Here is a 20449-nt window from a genome sequence, read left to right on the forward strand (position 1 = left end):
TAACAATCCAGCACTTCAATAATCTATAGACTGTGGACTGTGGTCTATAAACTATTGGGCTAGTACCCACGTATCTTTGGAGCCGCCGCCTTGGGAAGAGTTTACCACTAAACTGCCTTTGGTTAGCGCCACCCGCGACAAGCCGCCTTTTATTACAAATTGCTTGTCTTTGCCTAATAAGGTATACGTGCGTAAATCAATGTGCCGGCCTTCAAATTTGTTTTCTTTTTCGATATAGGTAGAATGCAGTGAAAGCGACATTATTGGTTGGGCAATGTATTTCCTTCGGTTGGCGGTAATCGCTTTCTTTAGTTCTTCACGCTGCTCGCGCGTAGAATTACTACCCACCAAAATACCATATCCTCCCGATTCATCAACCGGTTTCACCACCAGGTCTTCCATGTGTTCCAGTACATACTTGTAATCATTGTCCAGTTCGCAACGGTAGGTATGCACATTATTTAAAATAGGATCTTCGCCCAGGTAGTATTTTATTATTTCCGGCACGTAACTATATACTGCTTTATCGTCGGCGGCACCGGTACCTGGTGCGTTAAGCAAAGAAACGTTACCTTCGCGGTAAGCTCCCATTAAACCCGGAATACCTAATACTGAATCGGCGTTAAAAGCCAAAGGATCAATATAGAAATCATCTATGCGCCGGTAAATAACATCTACTCGTTGCGGACCATAAATGGTTTTCATGTACACGTAATTCTGGTCCACGAATAAATCGCGCCCTTCTACCAGGGGTATGCCCATAGTAAGCGCCAGGAAAGAATGTTCGTAATACGCCGAATTATATACACCCGGAGTTAATACCACGCAAATAGGTTCATTATCGCTCGGTGGCGCTACCGATTGCATAATTGCCAGCAACTGTTGCGGATAATCCTGTACCGACAAAACATCGTGCTTGCGGAAAAGATTAAACAGCGTTTTCTTCATGGCTTCGCGGTTAGAAAGCACGTAACTCACTCCGGAAGGGCAGCGCACGTTATCTTCGAGCACGTAATACTGGCCATCGCTGTGTTTAATTAAATCAGTACCCGAAATATGATTATAAATATTACCTACCGGATTAATGCCCAACATGGCTTTGGCGTAATGGCCCGAACTAAAAATAAGTTCGGCCGGCACAATCCCATCGCGTAAAATCTGCTTTTTGTTATAAATATCCTGAATGAATAAATTAATGGCTACGTTACGTTGAATTACCCCGCGTTCTAAATGGCTCCAATCCTCTGCCGAAATAATGCGCGGAAAAAGATCAAAAGGAAAAATACGTTCTACGCCCCGGGCCTTATCAGAATACACGGCAAACGTTACTCCCTGGTTAAAAAAAGAGATTTTAGCCAGTTCATTCAGTTCATTAAAATCTTCTAAGCTAAATTTTTTAAACTGATTTAATACCAAACTATAATGCGGTAAAACTTCTCCCTGCGCGTTAAACACTTCATCCAGAAAACCTGGTTTAATATCGTAACCGCTAAAAACTCCTTGGTACGTTTCGTAATTCCGGACATCACTCATACATCTTACCTTTATAATGTAAATTATCTAACCTTAGCAAGTATAAATTTACTAATATTACATAATAATGGTTGAAAATTTAACTACATTCCTAAAAATAAATAAATTTTTTAGTAATTACCCTTCCTTTTTTAAGTACTAATTGTAAAATTAAATACCTAAAAGCAAGATGTACATTAACTTGTACAGGGATTATGTTTTTTACAGATACTATACCGTAATCCTTACCTTAAATAAAAGTTATTGGTTTTAAAGATACTTTAGTTAAAGCAACGGTCCGGAGATAGGAAGTACATTTGGGATGATTACTGTTACAAGTAAAATAACAGAAAGGTCTGTTTCACTTGTTTTCTATCCATTCTCTTTATACGGAGTTGCTGATTTAAATGGTTATTTTAATGTTTAAACGTAAATTTGCAGTTAAAGCCTTGCTCTCTTTTCTGTTCCGGTCATCTATGTAATTTAATTAATTCTAGTACCGGCTCTTACTTTCAGCCTAAGGGGTTATCCTAAACCTGGTAAAATACCGTAAACAGTTTCTTTAGGTAGAATTTTAAAAACTTATACGCCCTTTATGAAAAAATACAAAGTAGTAAAATCTATTTCGGCTGAGGCCTTTGAAATAGAATTAAACTCTCTGGCGAAAGCCGGCTGGAAAGTGATTTCGGCAAATCTGGCCCAACAAAATGGCCTGAGTGAAGAAGCTATTTTCTTTGCTTTATTGGTGATAAATGATGTAGACATAGAGCTAAAACAAATGCTCGAAGAAAATGTAAATGAGTTGGAAGATATTGATTTAAATCCGTCGGATAATTAGATTTATTAAAAAATGGGCCGGTAGCCTTCATTACTGTTAAAAAACTTTCTAAAACTTAGCGTATTACCAGGAAGCAAAAGACGAAAATACCGCATCGTTTTAGAAAAAAACTTATATTTAGCCCCTCACAGAACCTATTACCATTCATGAAAAAAATATCTTATTTATTCTCTTTGCTCTTATTTTCCGGTCAGTTTTTGCCCGACGCAGATGCTCAATCCGGTAAGCCTTTGTTTCCGCAAATGCCCGGCATGGAGGCCTATACTTACCGCGTTAGCTTTAAAAAAGACGTAGCCGCTACCCTCGACACCATTAAATCGTTAGGATTTACGGAGCTGGAAACAGGCACCAATCCTTATGGACTTACGGCCGAAGCCTTCCGGAAAATGTTGGATGAGCGTAATTTAAAAAGTCCATCGGTGGGCGCAGGATACGAAGAAATTGTTAAAGACCCGGTAGAAGTAGCCCGGAAAGCCAAGGTATTAGGCGCTAAATACGTAATGGTGGCCTGGATACCGCATCAAAAAGAATTTACCTTAGCCGATGCTCAAAAAGCAGCTAGTGATTTTAACCGGGTAGGTAAAATTTTAAAAGATCAGGGCATTACTTTCTGTTACCATAACCACGGTTACGAATTTGTACCTTATAATAACGGTACTTTGTTCGATTACCTGGCCGCTAATACCGATCCGCGATACGTTTCCTTCGAGATGGATATTTTGTGGGCTTTTCACGGCGGACAAGATCCGGTACAATTGTTAAATAAATACGGCAGCCGCTGGAAGCTCATGCACTTAAAAGATTTGAAAAAAGGCGTAAAAGGCGATTTAACCGGAAATACGCCTATTGAAAACGATGTAGCACTGGGTACCGGCCAGCTGGATATTCCGGCAATTTTAAAGGCAGCCAAAAAAGTAGGTATTAAACATTACTTTATCGAAGACGAAAGTCCACAACCGCACAAACAAGTACCGCAAACTTTAACTTATTTGAAGAGTTTAACGGAATAGTAATTTAAGCTAAAGTATCAGTAGAATGAAAAAGCATCCAAATTCGGGTGCTTTTTCATTTTAATAAGAAAGGAGAAATACAACCGTTTACAATTAATCAGGTAGTTATTCGGTAAGTTTAACCTTTATCTATCCGGTTAACTTTCCCTAATTTTATTTAGATTGACCATAGTAAAAATTACTTTTAAACCTAAGTACCCATTTTAGTAGCAAGGCTTGAGATATTAAATGGAAAAAGTTGAAAGCAATACCTCCGCGGAATACCAACCTAAAATTCAAAAGTCGGCTTATACGATTCAATTTTGGTTATTATGCCTTTGCTCTTTCTTATTTATGGCAGGCCATTACATGATTTTACCCGAATTACCCGCTTATCTAAGTTCTTTAGGCGGAGGCGATTACAAAGGATACATAATTGGCTTATTTACGATAACGGCTGCTATTAGCCGACCATATAGCGGCCGTTTAGCCGATAAAATTGGACGCATTCCGGTAATAATTATTGGTACGGGAGTTTGCTGTGTATGTGCCCTTTTTTACCCGTTTGTGGGTTCAGTAGCTGCTTTTCTTCTACTACGTTTAGTTCATGGCTTTTCCATGGGCTTTCAGCCAACCGGAACCTCGGCCTACGTAGCCGATATTGCCCCGGAAAACCGGCGCGGCGAGGCAATTGGCTTATTTGGCTTGTTGGGCAGTATAGGTATTGCTTTTGGGCCGGTAATTGGGAGTGCCATAGCCCAGCAGTTTTCGGTAAATATTATGTTTTATCTTTCTTCGGCCTGTTCCCTGGTTTCGGTTTTATTATTATCTAAAATGCGGGAAACTGTAACCGAACCGGTACCATTCTCCTTTTCTTTACTAAAAATAAAAGCTAATGAGCTTTTAGAACCACTCGTTTGGGTTCCGGCCATTATTTTGTTTTTAATTATGTTCCCGAATGGCATGGTACTTACCTTAATTCCGGATTTTAGTACTTACCTGGGATTAACGAATAAAGGCATTTATTTTACTTTTTTTACCTCGGCCTCTCTGGCTACCCGTTTTTTTGCGGGTCGTGCTTCCGATAAATATGGCCGGGTACCGATTTTGCGCTGCAGCTTACTTATTTTAATTCTGGCGATGATAGTTACTGCTTTGGCTACTTCGCCGGTTCTTTTAATTGTTGCGGCTATTTTGTATGGCATTACTTCGGGTATAAGCTCCCCTACCCTTTATGCCTGGACCGTAGATTTAAGTCGGGATCAGCAAAGAGGGCGCGCCATGGCCACGGCGTACTTTGCCGTAGAAGCGGGCGTAGGAATAGGTGCCTTATTGGCCGGCTGGACTTTCGCGAACCAAACCAAAAATATTTCTTCGGTCTTCTGGCTGGCTTCTTTATTTGGGCTAGTTGCTTTTCTTTTTTTGATGATGGTGGGTAAAAAACATCAGCTTAAATAGAATAAAATTAGCCTATACCGGTAGGTTCATTTACTAAATTAATTCGTAACTGCCTTCCTGTTTTCCAGGCCGTTTTTTTTAATCAGTTCCCGGTAATTAATCAAATTAAACTTCTTACCAATTAAACCGCGAAAATCGGGCGAAAGCAACATATTTAATTCCGTTTGCCGGTGTAAAGTAGCTTTTGGTTTTCCATCTGCGCTGTTCATCAGGTTACTATTCATGTCTACTAACACATCCATTTCCGGGCTCGACTGCGCAATGTGAATGATAACGAGGTTAGGTTTATCTTTATTCAGGTTGTTTACATAACGGATAAACTCCTGCTTCTTGGTTTCTACCGGTACGCCCCACATATCGGTATACGTTTCACCATAATATGTATTTTCATTTAAGGTAGAGATACCCAATTTATATTTACGAGCCAGCTTTTCGGTAATGGCCCGTAATTCGGGTGTAGAAAGTGCCACTCCCATGTGCGGATCCAGGTAAGAAATTTTGATTCCTGAACGTAAGGCGCGTTCTATTTGGGCGGTTAGTTCTTTCTCCACTTCATTAAGTTTATAATTGTTTTTGTGCAAACCTTGGCTCGTCGGAAAGAAATAACCCAAACTATCTACCAGGCTGGGTACAGCAGTTTGGCCGGTAACAGGTCCCCAGCGGTAGTACTTCCACTCAGCGGTTAAGGTCAGGTGCACCCCTACGTCGGCATTAGGGTATTTTTTAAGAATATCTACGGTTTCCTGGTACCAGGGACAAGCAAACATTACCGAAGCCGAAAAAGGTATACCCGATTCAGCCAATTGCTGAACCGCCATATTCGTAGCATGGTTCATCCCAATATCATCTACCCGAATCAATAATTCAGGTAATTTTTTACTATTTTTTTGAGCATCCGCTTTTTGAATAAATAGTAAATAACTTAAAGCTAATAGAAGAAAAGAAAACCGCGTTATCATTCTTAAAATTAAATTTGTTTACTCTTGCTGTAAATGGGTTGTGGTTTATTCATTAAACTTTAATGTACACCCTCTTTCTATCGAGCCAATATCCAATTAGCCAGAGAACCAGCATATACGATATAGCAAATAATAAAGAAGCATTATTGCCATCCAGCCAATTAGCGTAGCCGTTCTGGTAAATCCATCCTTGTAAACCTTGGTCTCCTATTCGGATTAAACTTAAGGTTTTAACAATCATCCCCGATAAAGCATAAATAAACAACGGATTACGACCAAACACTTCGAAGAAATATGTCCATTTCTTTATACTTAGTACTTCTATAATAAACATTAATCCGGCCAGAATCAGTAAGTCTAAACCAACTGTATGCAACACGTAAGAGCTGGTCCAGATAGGTTTATTAATCGGGAAATAAATATTCCAGAGTTGGGCCACTACTATTAATATTACTACCATCCAGTTTAGAGACATAATGGTTTTTAAATTGTTGCCGCGTTTCTGAATAAATACCCCGGTTAGGTAACCGGCAATTACGTTTACCACGGCAGGCAAAGTACTTAAGAGCCCTTCCGGATCGAAGGGTATGCCATACCCTTTGTATAAATTCTTCGCGGGTAGTAGTAACAGATCAAACTTTAAAGCAGCATTATTAGCTAAACTAAATGGATCGGGATGATTACCCGCCCAATACATAATAGCCCAATAGGTAACTAAGGCCAGCCCACTGAAAACAACCGCTCCCCTAATTTTTAAATAATGAACCACCAAAGCGGCCAATCCATAACAAAGGGCAATTCGCTGCAAAACGCCCATAATACGCAGGGCAGAAAAATCTTTTAACTGGAAGCTACCTTCCGAGAAAGTTACAAAGGGATAGGCATTTAAAAAAAGCCCAATCAGGAAAATAAGCGCCGTCCGGGTAAGTACTTTTGTTAGAAAAGCCCGATTATCTTGCTGTTCAAATTTTCGCCGGCTAAAGCTCAATGCATTGCCCACCACAAACAAAAAAGTAGGAAAAACCAAATCGGTAATAGTAAATCCGTGCCACTCGGCGTGCCGGAAAGGAGCGTAAACGGTCTCCCAGCTACCCGGTGTATTTACCACAATCATTAGCGCTATGGTCATGCCCCGTAATACATCCAGAGCCAAATAACGCGGCGCTTTTAGGGTAGTTAGTTTAGGGCTAGCCGCCACCGGAGAAGTAAAAGTTTTATTCATAAGGATAAAAGCAGAATTTTAAATTTCTATCTGAACAATAATATCAGAATTATTTAAATAGACTGCTTTCTACCTTTACTTTTATTTTAATAATTTTAATAAATGGAGTTTTGCTAAATCCGGATGGCCGCGCGTTTTCGTACGTGTTAGGTTTAAGAATTAAACAAGTGTAGTCTTTATCTTTTTAGAGAGAGCGTTTTAAGTTGCAAAGTAAGTTCGGGCATAATGGGTGGTAAGACTGGCAGCTTAATTGAAATATTATTATAATATTCTATCTTTGATTTCTCTCTGTTTAATTCTTACGAGTAATTAGAAAAACGTAAGCCTAAACAAGCGTTAAATTATATGCTGGATAATACTAGTCGGAAAGAGGTCGAACGAACTCTGGCAATTTCCTTGCAACAAGGTCAACCACAGGTACTCGCTTTATTGTACGACAACTATGCCCCCGTATTATTGGGTTTAATTACCCGAATAATACGGAACTCGCAAACAGCAGAATTAGTTTTACAGGAAACATTCCTGGCGATTTGGCATAAGCGTACTAGTTACAATACTTCGCAAGGTGGCCTATTAACCTGGATGATTATGGTAGCGAAAGAAAATGCACTGGCAGCATTAGAACGCGCCACACCAAATGCAACTTTTGAAAACGGAAAATTTGTTTCCGCAACGGACCAAGCAAAAACAAAGGACACCTTTTCGGCAAATGAAATGCAGCCAGGGAAATTGTTTCGGACATTAACTCCTAACGAAAAAGTAGCTTTAGATTTAGTTTACCTGAAAGGCTGCACTTGTGCGGAGGCAGCGGCTACTTTGGAAATTTCGGAAGAGGATTTAAAAATTATTTTACAACTGGCCATTAAACATTTAAGGGCCAACCAAACATGAAAGACCACATAACAGAATATATTGAATCGGGAATCCTGGAACTCTACTTAATGGGGTTAACCAGCGAGGCGGAAAACGAAGAAGTAGAGCAATTGGCTGCTTCGCACCTAGCTATTCGCCAGGAACTTGATTCTATTCAAAACACCATGGAGCAATACGCTACGGCGCATGCTGTTACACCCCGGCCATTAATGAAGTCGCTCTTTGTGGCTACGGTCGATTATATGCAGCGTTTAGAAAAAGGCGAAACTGTTACCCATCCTCCCCTTTTAAATAATAACTCGCATGTACAGGATTATGCAGCTTGGTTAAACCGGGAGGATATGGTTCTACCTGCTAATTCGGATAGTGTTTACATTAAATTAATTGGTTATACTCCTGCTATTACTACGGCCATTGTTTGGCTGCAAGATAATACGGACAACGAAGTACACGATAAAGAATACGAACGCTTTCTGATTGTAGAAGGCACCTGTACTATTACGGCCGGAGAAGACAGTTATACTTTCGGTCCGGGAGATTATTACGAAGTTCCCCTATATACATCTCATGTTATTCAGGTAACGTCTGCGCAGCCTTGCAAGGTAGTTCTGCAAAGGGTAGCTGTAGAATAATTATTTACGAATTTCGGATATTACAGGTCTTTATTTTATACCTGTATTCGATTTTTCGTTTAGCGTCCCACCTTAAAAGTAATTTCTAAATTATTTTTAAGGTGGGATTTATTATTCAAGGCACTTTATTCCTTCTTTCTCATCTAGTTACACAATTTAAATTAACATTTAAGAAGTACACGTAAATCTGTATTCAAATTTTTTATTTAGAATTAATCTAAATTATTTGGAGGAAATACCCATAGCATTTATGTTTGTATCAATTTAGAATTAGTCCAAATAAAATCTATGAAAAAAATTATCCTCCAATTATACCTTATACTTTTTTGTGTTCTTTCTGAAAACAGCGCGTTGGCCCAACTAAAAACCGGCAACGTTCATGGTCGTATCCTCACCTCGGATGGTAACCCTGCGGGTTTTGTAACGGTTGGGTTAAAAGATTTGCCGGGTGGTAGCATGTCCGATGAAAACGGAAACTATCGCCTTAACCGGATTAAAGCGGGTAGCTATACCTTGCGGGTAAGTGCCGTAGGTTTAGAGCCACAAGAAAAACCCATCGACATTTCGGCCGGGCAATCGTTAACGGTAGACTTTACCTTGCAAGAGAGCGCCGCCCGGTTGCGAGAGGTAATTGTGCAAACCAGCAAACCCAACCGTTTTGCTAAAACCGAAAGCCCGTTTGTAGCCAAAATGCCTCTGAAAAGCATTGAAAATCCGCAGGTTTACAGTGTTGTTACCAAAGAATTACTAAATGAACAATTGGTTTTTACCGTGGATGATGCCGTACGCAATGCCCCCGGTATTCAGAAAATGTGGGAAGCAACGGGTCGGGGCGGCGATGGAGGTAGTTATTATAATGCCCGCGGTTTTATTTTGCAAAGCCAGCTACGAAATGGTATTGCCGGTAATGTTACCAGCACCATTGATGCCGCTAACTTAGAAAGATTAGAAGTTATTAAAGGCCCTTCGGCCACACTTTTTGGTAGTTCTCTTACTTCTTACGGTGGCTTACTAAACCGGGTAACTAAAAGACCTTACGATTATTTCGGGGGCGAAGTAGCTTTATCCGGCGGCAGTTATGATTTTAACCGGGTAAGCGCCGATATTAATACCCCTTTAGATAAATCTAAAAAGGTACTTTTCCGGCTAAATTCGGCGTATAACTACGAAGGTAGCTTCCAGGAAAATACCTATAACCGCAGCATAGCGGTGGCTCCCAGCTTAATTTATCAGCCCACTGACCGCCTTTCGGTGCATGTAGATGCAGAAGTATTTTCGGGTCGCAACACGGGTAAGCAAATTATCTTTTTCTACTATCCAGCCGCTGCTTTAGGTGCTACCCGCGCCGATCAGTTAAATATAGATTATAAAAACTCGTACCGGGGCAGTGGTCTTTCCCAAAAATCCAGAAGCACCAACTTATTCGGTCAGGTTAACTATAAAATTTCAGAACATTTTACTTCTTCCACCAATTTTACTTCCAGTCACAGTTTCTCGGATGGGTTCGGATCTTATTTTTACCTGATGCCCGATAACCTGGTGACGCAAAACGAAGCTGATGCGGGTAAAGCCAATTATTTAGCCCGGGCTGACCAATCAACGGGTAATAGCAAAAGCCAGATACTGGAAATTCAACAAAATTTCAACGGCGATTTTAAAATTGGTGGTATGCGAAACCGGGTAGTTTTAGGTTTAGACTTTTTCCATACCAATTCCGACCAAAACTTCTTCGGCAGCAACTATGATATTGTTCCCCTGAATGTACCGGATTACGATTACAGCACCTTTAATAAAACCAACATGGCGGCCAAGTACGCCACCGGAGCACCGGATTTTACTTATCCCATCATCAATAAAACCAACACTTACAGCGCTTTTGCTTCGAATGTTTTAAACCTGACAGATAATTTTAGTGTTTTAGCGGCGCTGCGGGTAGACCGGTTTGTTAACAAAGGCGATCATACTGGTGGCACTATTACCGAAGGATACGAACAAACAGCGCTTTCTCCTAAATTTGGTTTGGTATTTCAACCGGTAAAAGACAAAGTAGCCTTGTTTGCTAATTATCAGAATAGCTTTAACAACCAGGGTACCTTCAATGCTTATAACCCAACCGATCCAACTAAAGGTTTAGCCAGCATAGCCGAGTTAGAACAAGCCAACCAGATGGAAGGTGGGGTAAAATTAGATTTATTAGCCGGCAAACTGAGCAGTACTATTAGTTATTACGATATCCGGGTAAAAAACATTTTACGTTCCGACCAACGTGCCCCGGCAATAGCTCAGATTCAGGATGGTACCCAATTAAGCAAAGGAGTAGAAGTAGAAGTTATTGCCAATCCGTTTAGAGGATTTAACGCTGTAGCCGGCTTCAGCTACAACGACTCCAAATTAGATAAAGCCGATGCCGATGTAAACGGCCGTCGCCCCTCTACGGCTTCTTCTCCTTACCTGGCTAATTTCTGGTTAAGCTACCGCCTTCCGGAAACCGCTATTAAAGGGTTAGGGGTTGGTTTTGGCGGAAATTACGCCAGCGATAATAAGATTATGAACAGTGTTTCGATGGGTGAATTTAGTTTACCAGCCTACACCATATTAGGAGCTACAGCTTTTTACGAGCAAACCAAATACCGGCTGGGATTAAAAGTAGATAACCTGACCAACGAACGTTACTGGATAGGCTATACCACCATGAATCCGCAAAAGTTAAGAACCATTGTGGGCAGTGTATCATATAAATTTTAGTTAAAGCAACTTTCATTCGACTCTCCTGCCTTAAAACAGGAGAGTTATTATAAAATTTCAGCCATGAAACCGGAAAAAAGAAGATTAAAATATTGGATCGGTCAGCTTCACTTATGGCTGGGGTTAGCTTCGGGGTTACTGGTGCTTTTTTTAGGCGTTACTGGTTGCATACTCGCTTTTGAACGCGAAATTGAAAACGTTACCCAAACCTACCGGTTTACTCCGGTGCAAAAGCAAGCTTTATTACCCCCTTCTGCTTTAAAACAAATTGCCGATAAAGAGTTGCCGGGAAAGCACGCCCACAGTGTTAGTTATGAACCCGGCAAATCGGCGCAGGTAGTTTACTTTAGTTTGGCCCCGGAATATTACTACAGCGTTTTTCTGAACCCCTATACCGGAAAAGTGCTGCAAGTAAAAAACATGGACGAAGATTTCTTCCGGATTGTAATTATGGGTCATTATTATTTATGGTTACCTCCCACCATAGGGCAACCGATTGTAGCGACGGGTACGTTAATTTTTGTTATTCTTTTAATAAGCGGTCTGGTACTTTGGTATCCTAAAAATAAAGCGGCCCGCAAACAACGCTTCTCCATTAAATGGAACGCCAAATGGCGACGGGTAAATTACGATTTACACGGTGTACTGGGTTTTTATATGACCTGGGTAATTATTTTTATTTCTTTTACCGGGTTGGTCTGGGGTTTTCAGTGGTTTGCCAAATCTACTTACTGGCTTGCCTCGGGCGGTAAAAACCTGGTTGTTTTTGAAGAAAGCTTTTCGGATACTAGCAAAGCCCAGGAAGTAAATTTAAATCAACCAGCTATTGATATATTGTGGCAACGCGCCCGGGCGGCTCATCCAAACTTTACCGGCAGCATAGATGTACACGTACCCGACAGCCCAAAAGCCGCCATTGAAGTAGCCCTAAACCCCGATACCAAAACCTACTGGAAAACCGATTACCGCTATTACGACCAGTATACTTTTAAAGAAATAGAAGTAAAACACCAATACGGAAATTTTGCAAAGGCCAGTGTTGCCGATAAATTAATGCGGATGAACTACGATATTCATGTGGGTGCTATTGCAGGCCTTACTGGTAAAATAATTGCTTTTTTTGCGAGTCTGTTGGCCGCCAGCATGCCTGTTACCGGTTTTATGATTTGGTGGGGCCGCAGAAAAAAACAATCTCTTCCTACTCGCGAACGCATTATGGTTCCGGCTACTTCTATCAGAAAAAGAAGAACACCCAACCCCGCCCAAGTAATGCAAGAAGAAAATACCTAAGCATTTAGATAAGCCTGTACTATCAAAAACATAGTGATTGTCACGCCCCTAGATTGCGTTGCGGCTAAAACATTAGATATAACACCGCTTGCCCGTCCTCCTGCAAGGATCTAACTGGTTCAGAGCAATTGCCGGAGCAATGTTAAAAGTAAATTTCAGGTTGAAGGAGTAAATCACTGGTATTAATTTTCACAGGTTCCTCTTTTCTGCTGGTTAGATTCTTCCTAGATGACTCGAAAAGTAGAACAAAGAGTTTTATCTCCCTGCCAATTCATGTCCCGGACAATCCTGTTGTCAAAACTGCAGAATTTATCTCCTCTTAATAAGGCAAGCAGGTTAGTACAATCAGGTATAAAACTTCAATTTGATATCCTAATAAATTATAAAGGGAATTAGAACATCTTCTAATTCCCTTTATAATTTTTACTAAACAGTTTATTATTTGATCAGGAGCATTTTAAATTGGCTCCGGGAAGTTGGCGTTTGCAGCTGTAGGTAATACAAACCGATTGGGTTATTCTTTGCTTGCCATTCTACCTGGTATTTTAGGTTAGCTTGCACTTCTCCCTGGAACAAAGTGCTTACTACATTCCCCTGGCTGTCGTAAACATTTACCGTCGCAAATTCTGTTTTTGGTAGGGTAAACCGAATGGTTGCCTTATTCGAAAATGGATTAGGATAGGCCTGTAATACCATCTTTTCTGATATAACGATTGGTTCTTTTGCTTTCGTTGCTTCTCTAACTGCTACAATTAGCGTGGTTTCCGGCGCTATTTTCACGAGCCAATAATCCGTACCGCCCTGGCTCGGCTGAGTTCGGTCGCCGCTTATCCCTGAATCGGACTTTCCTGCCAGTAGCAATCCACCATCATTGGTCTGGATAACAGCTCGTAGTTCTTCGGATGCATTACCGCCAAAAGTTTTACTCCACTGGTACATGCCGTCGGCATCGGTTTTTACCATCCAGTAATCACTGGAGCCTTGGCTGTCTTGTCGTTTGTTGCCACTCTTGTTCGAGTAAGATTTCCCTGCCAAAATATAGCCGCCATCGCTCGTCTGAATACTGGCCCGGAGTTCCTCGTCTTTGGTGCCACCAAAGCGTTTATCCCAGATTTTAGCGCCGGTACCCGCTATTTTAATAAACCAGAAATCTTTGCCACCCTGGCTATCTCGCGTTTTATCTGCACCTGCAGGTGAATCGCTTTGACCCGAGATAAAGAATTCATTTTCACCAGCTCGCCCAACGGAATACGCTTCGTCCTGGCCACTACCACCATACGTCTTATCCCAAAGCAAATCACCGTTTTTATCAGTGCGTAATAACCAGAAATCACTCCCGCCCCGGCTTTCTTCACTCTTGTCGCCGTTCTTACCAGATAAAGAGCTGCCGCCGAGCAAAAACCCGTTATCAGAAGTTAATACAATGCCGCCTAAAGCTTCGTTTAAGTTGCCACCATAGCGTTTATCCCAGATTTTTGTACCGGTGCTGCTTACTTTTACTAACCAGTAATCGTGGCCTCCCTGGCTTCCCTGGCTTTTATCACCACTAGCCGGTGAGTTACTGTAACCCGCTAATATGTATTCGCCGGTAGAGAGTTGAATTACTTTTTTAAGTTCATCATAACCCGAACCGCCGTAACGTTTATCCCATTGTTTCTCGCCGGTATTGGAAATCTTCACAATCCAATAATCCCGGTCGCCGCGGCTGGCCTGGCTCTTGTCGCCAGTAATACCCGAAAGCGAAGAACCAGCCAGCAAGTAACCGCCATCCGAAGTTTGAATAATGCGGTTGAGGTAATCATCGCTCGAGCCACCGTAACGTTTATCCCAGAGCTTTTTACCCAAGGCATCCGTTTTCACAATCCAGAAATCGTTCTTACCCTGGCTGTTTTGCGTTTTATCGCCACTCACTCCTGAGTTCGTGTACCCACCCGATAAATAACCTCCATCAGAAGTTTTTATAATAGTGGTAAAGCCTTCGCTACCCGCACCACCGTAGCGCAGGTTCCAGGCAGAAATTGTTTGTCCGGATTCGTCTTTGATTTTAACTAGCCAAAAATCCCCAACCTGACTTGGATGATTATCTAACTTAGGAGCATCCTTATCGCCGCTTACCTCTGAGATAGAAGTACCACCCAGTAAAAAACTACCATCGGCAGTAGTTACGAGACCAGATAAATTTTCGTATCCGTTTCCACCATAGGTTTTATCCCACACTTTCTCTCCGGAACGATTAATTTTTAGAACCCAGTAGTCTGAACCACCCCGTTTAAATTGGCTTTTGTCATTATCTATGTTCGCAAAAGAACTACCGCCCAATAGGTACCCTCCATCAGAAGTGGCTACTAAGCGAGCAAGATTTTCACCATTTGAGGTACCCAAGGTCTTATCCCAAAGCTTGGTGCCGTTTTCATCTATCCGCACTATCCAATAATCAGAACAACCAAATTGCAGATCGTTACAATTACTGATCTGAGGCTCACTTTTATTACCACTTTTATCCGAAAAGGAATCTCCGGCTAATAAGAAACCTCCCTCCGCAGCAACTATCAATTCTTTCAGATTATCTCGTTCATTTCCTCCAAAAGTTTTATCCCACAACTTCTTACCCTGGGCATTGAGTTTTACTACCCAATAATCTGGAGTTGGATTATTATATTTGCTTATAATTCCCTTTTCGCTCTTGTCACCTTCCTGCCCCGAATAAGAAGAACCACCCACCAGGTAACCACCGTCTGGGGTGGCTACCAAGGAAGTTAGTTCCTCAATTTGGGAACCACCCAAAGTTTTATCCCAGACCCTGTTACCGTCACCATCTATTTTCACCAGCCAATAATCACTTTTTCCCCGGGGATTTTCGGTTTTATCTCTGCCTTTGATATCTACCGTACTACCTCCCAGCAGATACCCGCCGTCTGGTGTTGCAATTAAATCAGCCAGAGTACCCGGTCCATGAAAACGCTTTTCCCAAATTTTGGTACCATCACTAGTTGTTCTTACTGCTAGGAACTCATAACTATCATCATCAATGGATTGTAAATGAGTGGAGCCACCGAATAAATAACCCCCATCAGGAGTAGTTATTCCTTTATAAAGCCTGGTATCGGAATCTCCTCCCAGGTCTTTGCGCCACTCCTGGTCCCCGTCTTTATTAATTTTTATAATGGAGAAACCAGGTTCCAACCTTAGATTAAGCCGGGAAATACCTTCTATTAAATGCCCGCCATCCGGGGTGGCTAATAAGTCGGTAAGCTGATCGTTGTAAATGCCCCCGTATGTTTTGTCCCAGAGTTTGGTAACCAACGAAGGATTATCGGCAATTATGGTTTGCGTTGCTACCGGAGCGGCACTGTAGGTATCATTACCGGATTGAGAAGCTTTTATGATTACTAAACCGGCACCGGTAAGCGTAAGCGTGTTGTTTTCGAGCGTAGCTGGCCCGGACACGAGGCTAAATTTTAACGGTAAACCTGAACTAGCCTGAGCTGACAAGATAAAAGGAGTATCGCCGAAGGTTTTGGTTATCGGCGACTTATTAAAGGTAATAATTTGTGATTTTTTTCCCGTATCTGATACTTTAACAATCCAGTAATCATAATTATCATAATTGGCTTCGCCCTTATTGGGTTCGCTTTTATCCCCGTTTACATCTGAATTGGAATAACCTCCCAATAAGAGATCATTATCGGTTGTAGCTACCAAAGAAGTTAAGTAAAAATAGGATGTTAATGCGCCAAAAGTTTTTTCCCAGAGTTTGGTACCTTTTTCATTTATCTTTACTACCCAATAACCTCTTTTATCTTCCGTTTTGTCGCCTCCTTTCCCTCTTATGGAAGTACCGCCCAGTAAATAACCACCGTCCGGTGCCGCTACCATATCCCGGTAATTATCCTGAGAGCTGCCGCCATAACTCTTATCCCAGACTTTTTCGCCATTACCATCGAGCTTTACTACCCAATGCCCCACATAAGTTGTACTCTTATCCCCACTTTTACCCGACTCAGAATAGCCACCTAATAAATACCCGCCATCTTTGGTAAGCAGTAGTGTATACAAATGATCCGCGTTATTTCCTCCATACGTTTTATTCCAAAGAGTATTGCCGGAAGCATTAAGCTTACCAATCGTGTAGCCAGTTTTATTACTAGTCACAGACCCTGTTCCGCCTAATACAAATCCACCATTTGGCAAATTTTTGATCTCCTGAACGCCGAATAAATAACTATAATTCTTATCCCAAACTTTTTGGCCAGTAGCATTAATCTTTACAATCCAATAATCGGAAGAGTAAAAACCGTTTTCACTGGCTGTGCCTCGGTTAGGTTCGCTCTTATCACCATTTTTATTAGATGTAGAAGTACCCCCAAGAAGGTATCCTCCATCCGGGGTTGCAATCATTATGTTAAGCCTTTCATCTTTATCTCCGCCAAGAGTTTTATCCCAAATTTTGGTTTGAGCCTGAGAGTAATGCGGTATATTGCAACAAATAAATAGGAAAATCAACAAGCACCATCTACGGGTAAGTATTGGTTGCCTAAAGCACCAGCGAAGAAGAGTTAAAGGTGTTTTCATTTATTTTTACTTAGGAATTTAAGAAATGTGCCAAAAACAGCGCCTTGGTGGATGTTAATGGTTACTCTATTTCTGGAGTAAAGAAAGGAAAGTTAGAGCTTTTCTTAGCCAGCCACAATACCTAATCTTAGGTATTTTTATATAGTTTTATTCAACTTTAAGGAATAAAAAACAATTCTTCCTCCTGTTATTAAGCCTTTTTTAAGATTGTTATCAGCGAGCAGGAAGCTTAAAAAAGAAATTATTTGCTGAAAATTTACTAAAACTGAATAAAGGTAGTTTATTGCTATCTCGCTTGCTATTAATAGCTTTTAATTGATCTTGTTTTTGTTCTAAAACCTAGAATATTCATCCAGCAGCTATATCATCTACCCATAATTAGGGCATTTTAAGGAAAGAATGAATGTTCTATTTAAAAAATTAAAACAATAAAGATTGTAAGGCGGGGAATTAAAATGGTTAAATGGTTCTTTGAACAGACGGAATTTAAAAAATGCAGGGACGCTTCAAATGTATTGAATTATACTTCCTTAACTACCTACGTGCGAACGCTAATAAATTCTTGCTTTAAAAACACAATTTTTATTACTTTCCTTTTACATCCATGACTAATTAACAATAGCCCAAAATTAGGAATGTGCTAAAAAAATAAGTAAATCGTGGTAAAAGGACTTTACTTGAAATTAGTAAAGAGATAAAATATTGTAAAGTAAATCTGTTTTCTATAAAGTTTTCCTTTAAAAGGAGATTATTTTAATAAGTGATAATAAAGACTTCTCCCGAAGAACAGAATCTAAATCTAATGGCGAGATCTTACTATTAATAACTTACTAATCTAATACTTATCTCCTCGAAAATTTAACTTCTTAATACTTGTGTCTCTTTACTAAATTCTTAACATTCGAATAGGGTCAACAATTAATTAAGAATTAATTCATCGGTCCTGACCAGAAAAGATTGGGTTAGAGTAGAATTTGGGAGCAGGATTTTAAAAGTACTTCCTATTCCTAATTGGCTATCTACTGTAATGCTCGCGTTTATACTTTCGAGTAATTCTTTGCAGAGCATAAGTCCCAAACCCGTACCTTTTTCGCTGCTCGTACCCAGGGTAGTAAACCTATCTTCTTGAAAAAGCCGGCTCAGATTTAAGGGTGATATACCTTGACCAGTGTCACTAACCGAAATGCAAACCTTTTCTGCTTCTTCTTTAGTTTGTACGAGTACCTGTCCGCCCGCAGAAGTAAACTTAATGGCATTGTGAATTATATTTCTCAAAACAAAATTTAAACGTTCCTGATCCGTGGAGATGGTACTGTTTTCTGAAATGAGATTTACTAAAACAATGCTTTTCTCTTCTGCTTTAGAAGCCACTAACTGTAAATTCTCGGCAACTAACTGCTGAATGTTTACGGGTTTTAGCGTAACGTTGGAACCTGCCAACTGAGATTTAGACCAAATTAATAAACTTTGCAGCATTTCTACGGATTGCTCCATTTCTTTGTCGAGCAGGTTAAATAGTAAATTAAGATCCTCCCGCGACATTTCCTTAATCTTAATTAAAGTTAGTATTCCTTTTAAAGAATTAAATGGCGCCCGCAAATCATGCGAAATAATAGTAAATATGCGGCTCTTGAAACTGTTATGGTTTTCGAGCATGCGGTTTTGATTTTGTAAAATTTGCGCCTGGGAGTATAACTCGGCCCGTTGTTTTTCAATCTCCTTATTTTGCATCTGCATCCGGTGGTTAGCAGTTGTTAATTGCCGCGAAGAAAACTTAAACCTTTGGCGGCTTCGGTAAACTACGACTAAAAGAACCATTAACAGCACAACCATAGCCGCACTAAAAACCAGGTTTACCTGTTGTTTTCTAATCTTTAAAGCTTGATTTTCTTTTTCAGCGGCAAATTTCTTTTGTTGCAGTACCTGAACCGCTCTTTCGTACTCGGCTGTCGTTTCCGCAGCCTTTAATTTCTGGTGTTCCAGATCCAGAATATTTTCTTGTTGATTAACGATTTTCAAGTACCGGTAAGCATTCGCGTAGTCTTGGCGGTCGGCGTAAAATTGCTGCAACAGTTTGGCCGCCTGGTTTATTTTCTTGCTTGATTTCGTTTTAATGGCCCAGTCATAACTCTCGTGGGCATACTGCATGGCTTTATCACACTTGCCGGTTAAGGCGTATATTTGAGCAATACTGCCCAAAGTGCCCGAGCGCAGCATATTATTCTGAATGGTTTGATTTATTTCTAAGGATTCAAATAAATAAGGCAGACCCTTTTCCGGATGCGGCAAATTAATATGCACATGGCCCATATTATGCAAACTAATAGCTAAATTACGATTGCGGCCTAAATGGCGCTGCATACGAGCGGCCTTAGAAAAGTAAGAAAATGCTTCGGTAAACTTTTTTTCTTCTTCGTATACATTCCCCAAGTTGTTATATACCCGACTCAATCCCAGCGTATCCTTAGCCAATAGAGCCAAACTGCCCGCCTTTTGTAGATAAAGCACAGCTCTTTTCTGGTCTTCCATCTTATGATACATAGTTGCCACTGCGTTAAACGAGGCCACCATAACCATAGTATCCTGGGCTTGCTGCGCCAGATTTAAGGATTTAAAATGACAAGCCAAGGCCTGGTCGTATTCTCCCAGCACTAGATGCGCATATCCAAGGAGCGTAAGAGCTTCGGCTTTCTTGCTTTTGAATTGGAAGCGGGAAGCTAAATTTACGGCCGTTTGAGCGTGTTTTTTCGCCTTTGCAATGTCAGAAAATTGGTAGGCCCGGCTAAGCTGGCAATTTAAATCTACCATACCGGTTTTAGAAGGATTAGCTTTTATCAAAGTCAGAAGACTATCTACCGAATGGTTTTGCGCGTGCAATAAAAAAGGTAAAAATAGAATAACAAGTAAAATTTTCTTCATAGAACAAATTCAACTAGAATAAAGACTAGCACAATTTAGTAGTTTCTTATACAGCCTTTCGCCGGTAAACATTCCCGGTATTTAATTAATTAATCATTTAATTAATTGTACAATGTTTTTTGTAGTATTATTATATTTTCGTTCTCTTTAAAGGTTCAATTTTAGGGGAAGAAGCCTTACCTCCTGGACTTCAATAACGTAATAGAAATTATCCATCAGGCGGTTTATTAGTCCATTATGATTTTTTTATTTTAATAGAAATAACTTTGAGTAAAGAATAAATCAGGTATAGCCGCGCCTGCAAAATAAGAAAAGTTATATAAAATAATTTATAACCTAATCCGGAGTAGAGCTAGGTTAAAGTTAGTTTACTTATTGGAATACATCAGATAAATACAAAAAATTAAGCCGCTTAAATAAATAAGAAAAGCTATAACTAA

12 protein-coding genes are annotated in these 20449 nt (G+C 40.4%); 7 read left to right on the top strand and 5 right to left on the bottom strand.

Translation table 11 applies throughout. From position 1 onward, the window contains the following. Positions 1-51: 51 nt before the first annotated feature. Positions 52-1533, bottom strand: a complete 1482-nt coding sequence (locus HUW48_RS14290; RefSeq protein WP_182411595.1) for a circularly permuted type 2 ATP-grasp protein — start codon at positions 1531-1533, stop codon at positions 52-54. A gap of 574 nt (positions 1534-2107) precedes the next feature. Between HUW48_RS14290 and HUW48_RS14295 the strand changes: the two genes are divergently transcribed. From HUW48_RS14295 to HUW48_RS14305, 3 genes are all read left to right on the top strand, one after another. Then, positions 2108-2350: a hypothetical protein gene (locus HUW48_RS14295; protein ID WP_182411596.1), complete on the top strand. Its 243-nt coding sequence runs from the start codon at positions 2108-2110 to the stop codon at positions 2348-2350. Between the two features lie 146 nt (positions 2351-2496). Next, the gene (locus tag HUW48_RS14300; protein WP_182411597.1) at positions 2497-3360 is read left to right on the top strand and encodes a sugar phosphate isomerase/epimerase family protein; all 864 of its coding nucleotides are present in this window, start codon (positions 2497-2499) and stop codon (positions 3358-3360) included. 228 nt (positions 3361-3588) lie between these two features. Next, a complete protein-coding gene (locus HUW48_RS14305; protein ID WP_182411598.1) occupies positions 3589-4797 on the top strand; it encodes an MFS transporter in 1209 nt (402 codons plus the stop codon). Positions 4798-4835: 38 nt separating this feature from the next. Here HUW48_RS14305 and HUW48_RS14310 read toward each other — a convergent pair whose 3' ends face one another. Both HUW48_RS14310 and HUW48_RS14315 read right to left on the bottom strand, forming a co-directional pair. Continuing rightward, entirely contained in the window at positions 4836-5756 is a 921-nt protein-coding gene (locus HUW48_RS14310) for a ChbG/HpnK family deacetylase (protein WP_182411599.1), read from the bottom strand. A gap of 52 nt (positions 5757-5808) precedes the next feature. Then, positions 5809-6978, bottom strand: coding sequence for an acyltransferase family protein (locus HUW48_RS14315; RefSeq protein WP_182411600.1), 1170 nt, complete (start codon positions 6976-6978; stop codon positions 5809-5811). 345 nt (positions 6979-7323) lie between these two features. Between HUW48_RS14315 and HUW48_RS14320 the strand changes: the two genes are divergently transcribed. The 4 genes from HUW48_RS14320 to HUW48_RS14335 all read left to right on the top strand — a co-directional run bounded on the left by HUW48_RS14320 (position 7324) and on the right by HUW48_RS14335 (position 12518). After that, positions 7324-7869, top strand: coding sequence for an RNA polymerase sigma factor (locus tag HUW48_RS14320; RefSeq protein ID WP_182411601.1), 546 nt, complete (start codon positions 7324-7326; stop codon positions 7867-7869). Beyond that, entirely contained in the window at positions 7866-8483 is a 618-nt protein-coding gene (locus tag HUW48_RS14325; protein ID WP_182411602.1) for a cupin domain-containing protein, read from the top strand. Before HUW48_RS14320 ends, HUW48_RS14325 begins: the two co-directional genes overlap by 4 nt. 288 nt (positions 8484-8771) lie before the next feature. Continuing rightward, positions 8772-11228, top strand: a complete 2457-nt coding sequence (locus HUW48_RS14330) for a TonB-dependent receptor (protein ID WP_182411603.1) — start codon at positions 8772-8774, stop codon at positions 11226-11228. Between the two features lie 63 nt (positions 11229-11291). Next, positions 11292-12518, top strand: coding sequence for a PepSY-associated TM helix domain-containing protein (locus HUW48_RS14335; RefSeq protein WP_182411604.1), 1227 nt, complete (start codon positions 11292-11294; stop codon positions 12516-12518). 438 nt (positions 12519-12956) lie between these two features. Here the strand turns inward: HUW48_RS14335 and HUW48_RS14340 are convergent, their stop codons facing one another. Further along, positions 12957-17090 (bottom strand): T9SS type A sorting domain-containing protein, encoded by a 4134-nt coding sequence (locus tag HUW48_RS14340; protein ID WP_182411605.1) that lies wholly within the window; start codon positions 17088-17090, stop codon positions 12957-12959. A gap of 918 nt (positions 17091-18008) precedes the next feature. Further along, complete coding sequence (locus tag HUW48_RS14345) at positions 18009-20009, bottom strand: tetratricopeptide repeat-containing sensor histidine kinase (protein ID WP_182411606.1); 2001 nt, start codon at positions 20007-20009, stop codon at positions 18009-18011. Positions 20010-20449 lie beyond the last annotated feature (440 nt).

Origin of the sequence: Adhaeribacter radiodurans (assembly GCF_014075995.1) — a bacterium.
GTDB lineage: Bacteria > Bacteroidota > Bacteroidia > Cytophagales > Hymenobacteraceae > Adhaeribacter > Adhaeribacter radiodurans.

Excerpts from the sequence above, each read along its gene's own strand:
- HUW48_RS14310 (WP_182411599.1), bottom strand. The coding sequence starts at position 5,756 with ATGATAACGCGGTTTTCTTTTCTTCTATTAGCTTTAAGTTATTTACTA.
- HUW48_RS14325 (WP_182411602.1), top strand. The coding sequence starts at position 7,866 with ATGAAAGACCACATAACAGAATATATTGAATCGGGAATCCTGGAACTC.
- HUW48_RS14345 (WP_182411606.1), bottom strand. The coding sequence starts at position 20,009 with ATGAAGAAAATTTTACTTGTTATTCTATTTTTACCTTTTTTATTGCAC.
- HUW48_RS14335 (WP_182411604.1), top strand. The coding sequence starts at position 11,292 with ATGAAACCGGAAAAAAGAAGATTAAAATATTGGATCGGTCAGCTTCAC.
- HUW48_RS14295 (WP_182411596.1), top strand. The coding sequence starts at position 2,108 with ATGAAAAAATACAAAGTAGTAAAATCTATTTCGGCTGAGGCCTTTGAA.
- HUW48_RS14290 (WP_182411595.1), bottom strand. The coding sequence starts at position 1,533 with ATGAGTGATGTCCGGAATTACGAAACGTACCAAGGAGTTTTTAGCGGT.
- HUW48_RS14305 (WP_182411598.1), top strand. The coding sequence starts at position 3,589 with ATGGAAAAAGTTGAAAGCAATACCTCCGCGGAATACCAACCTAAAATT.
- HUW48_RS14320 (WP_182411601.1), top strand. The coding sequence starts at position 7,324 with ATGCTGGATAATACTAGTCGGAAAGAGGTCGAACGAACTCTGGCAATT.
- HUW48_RS14315 (WP_182411600.1), bottom strand. The coding sequence starts at position 6,978 with ATGAATAAAACTTTTACTTCTCCGGTGGCGGCTAGCCCTAAACTAACT.
- HUW48_RS14300 (WP_182411597.1), top strand. The coding sequence starts at position 2,497 with ATGAAAAAAATATCTTATTTATTCTCTTTGCTCTTATTTTCCGGTCAG.
- HUW48_RS14330 (WP_182411603.1), top strand. The coding sequence starts at position 8,772 with ATGAAAAAAATTATCCTCCAATTATACCTTATACTTTTTTGTGTTCTT.
- HUW48_RS14340 (WP_182411605.1), bottom strand. The coding sequence starts at position 17,090 with ATGAAAACACCTTTAACTCTTCTTCGCTGGTGCTTTAGGCAACCAATA.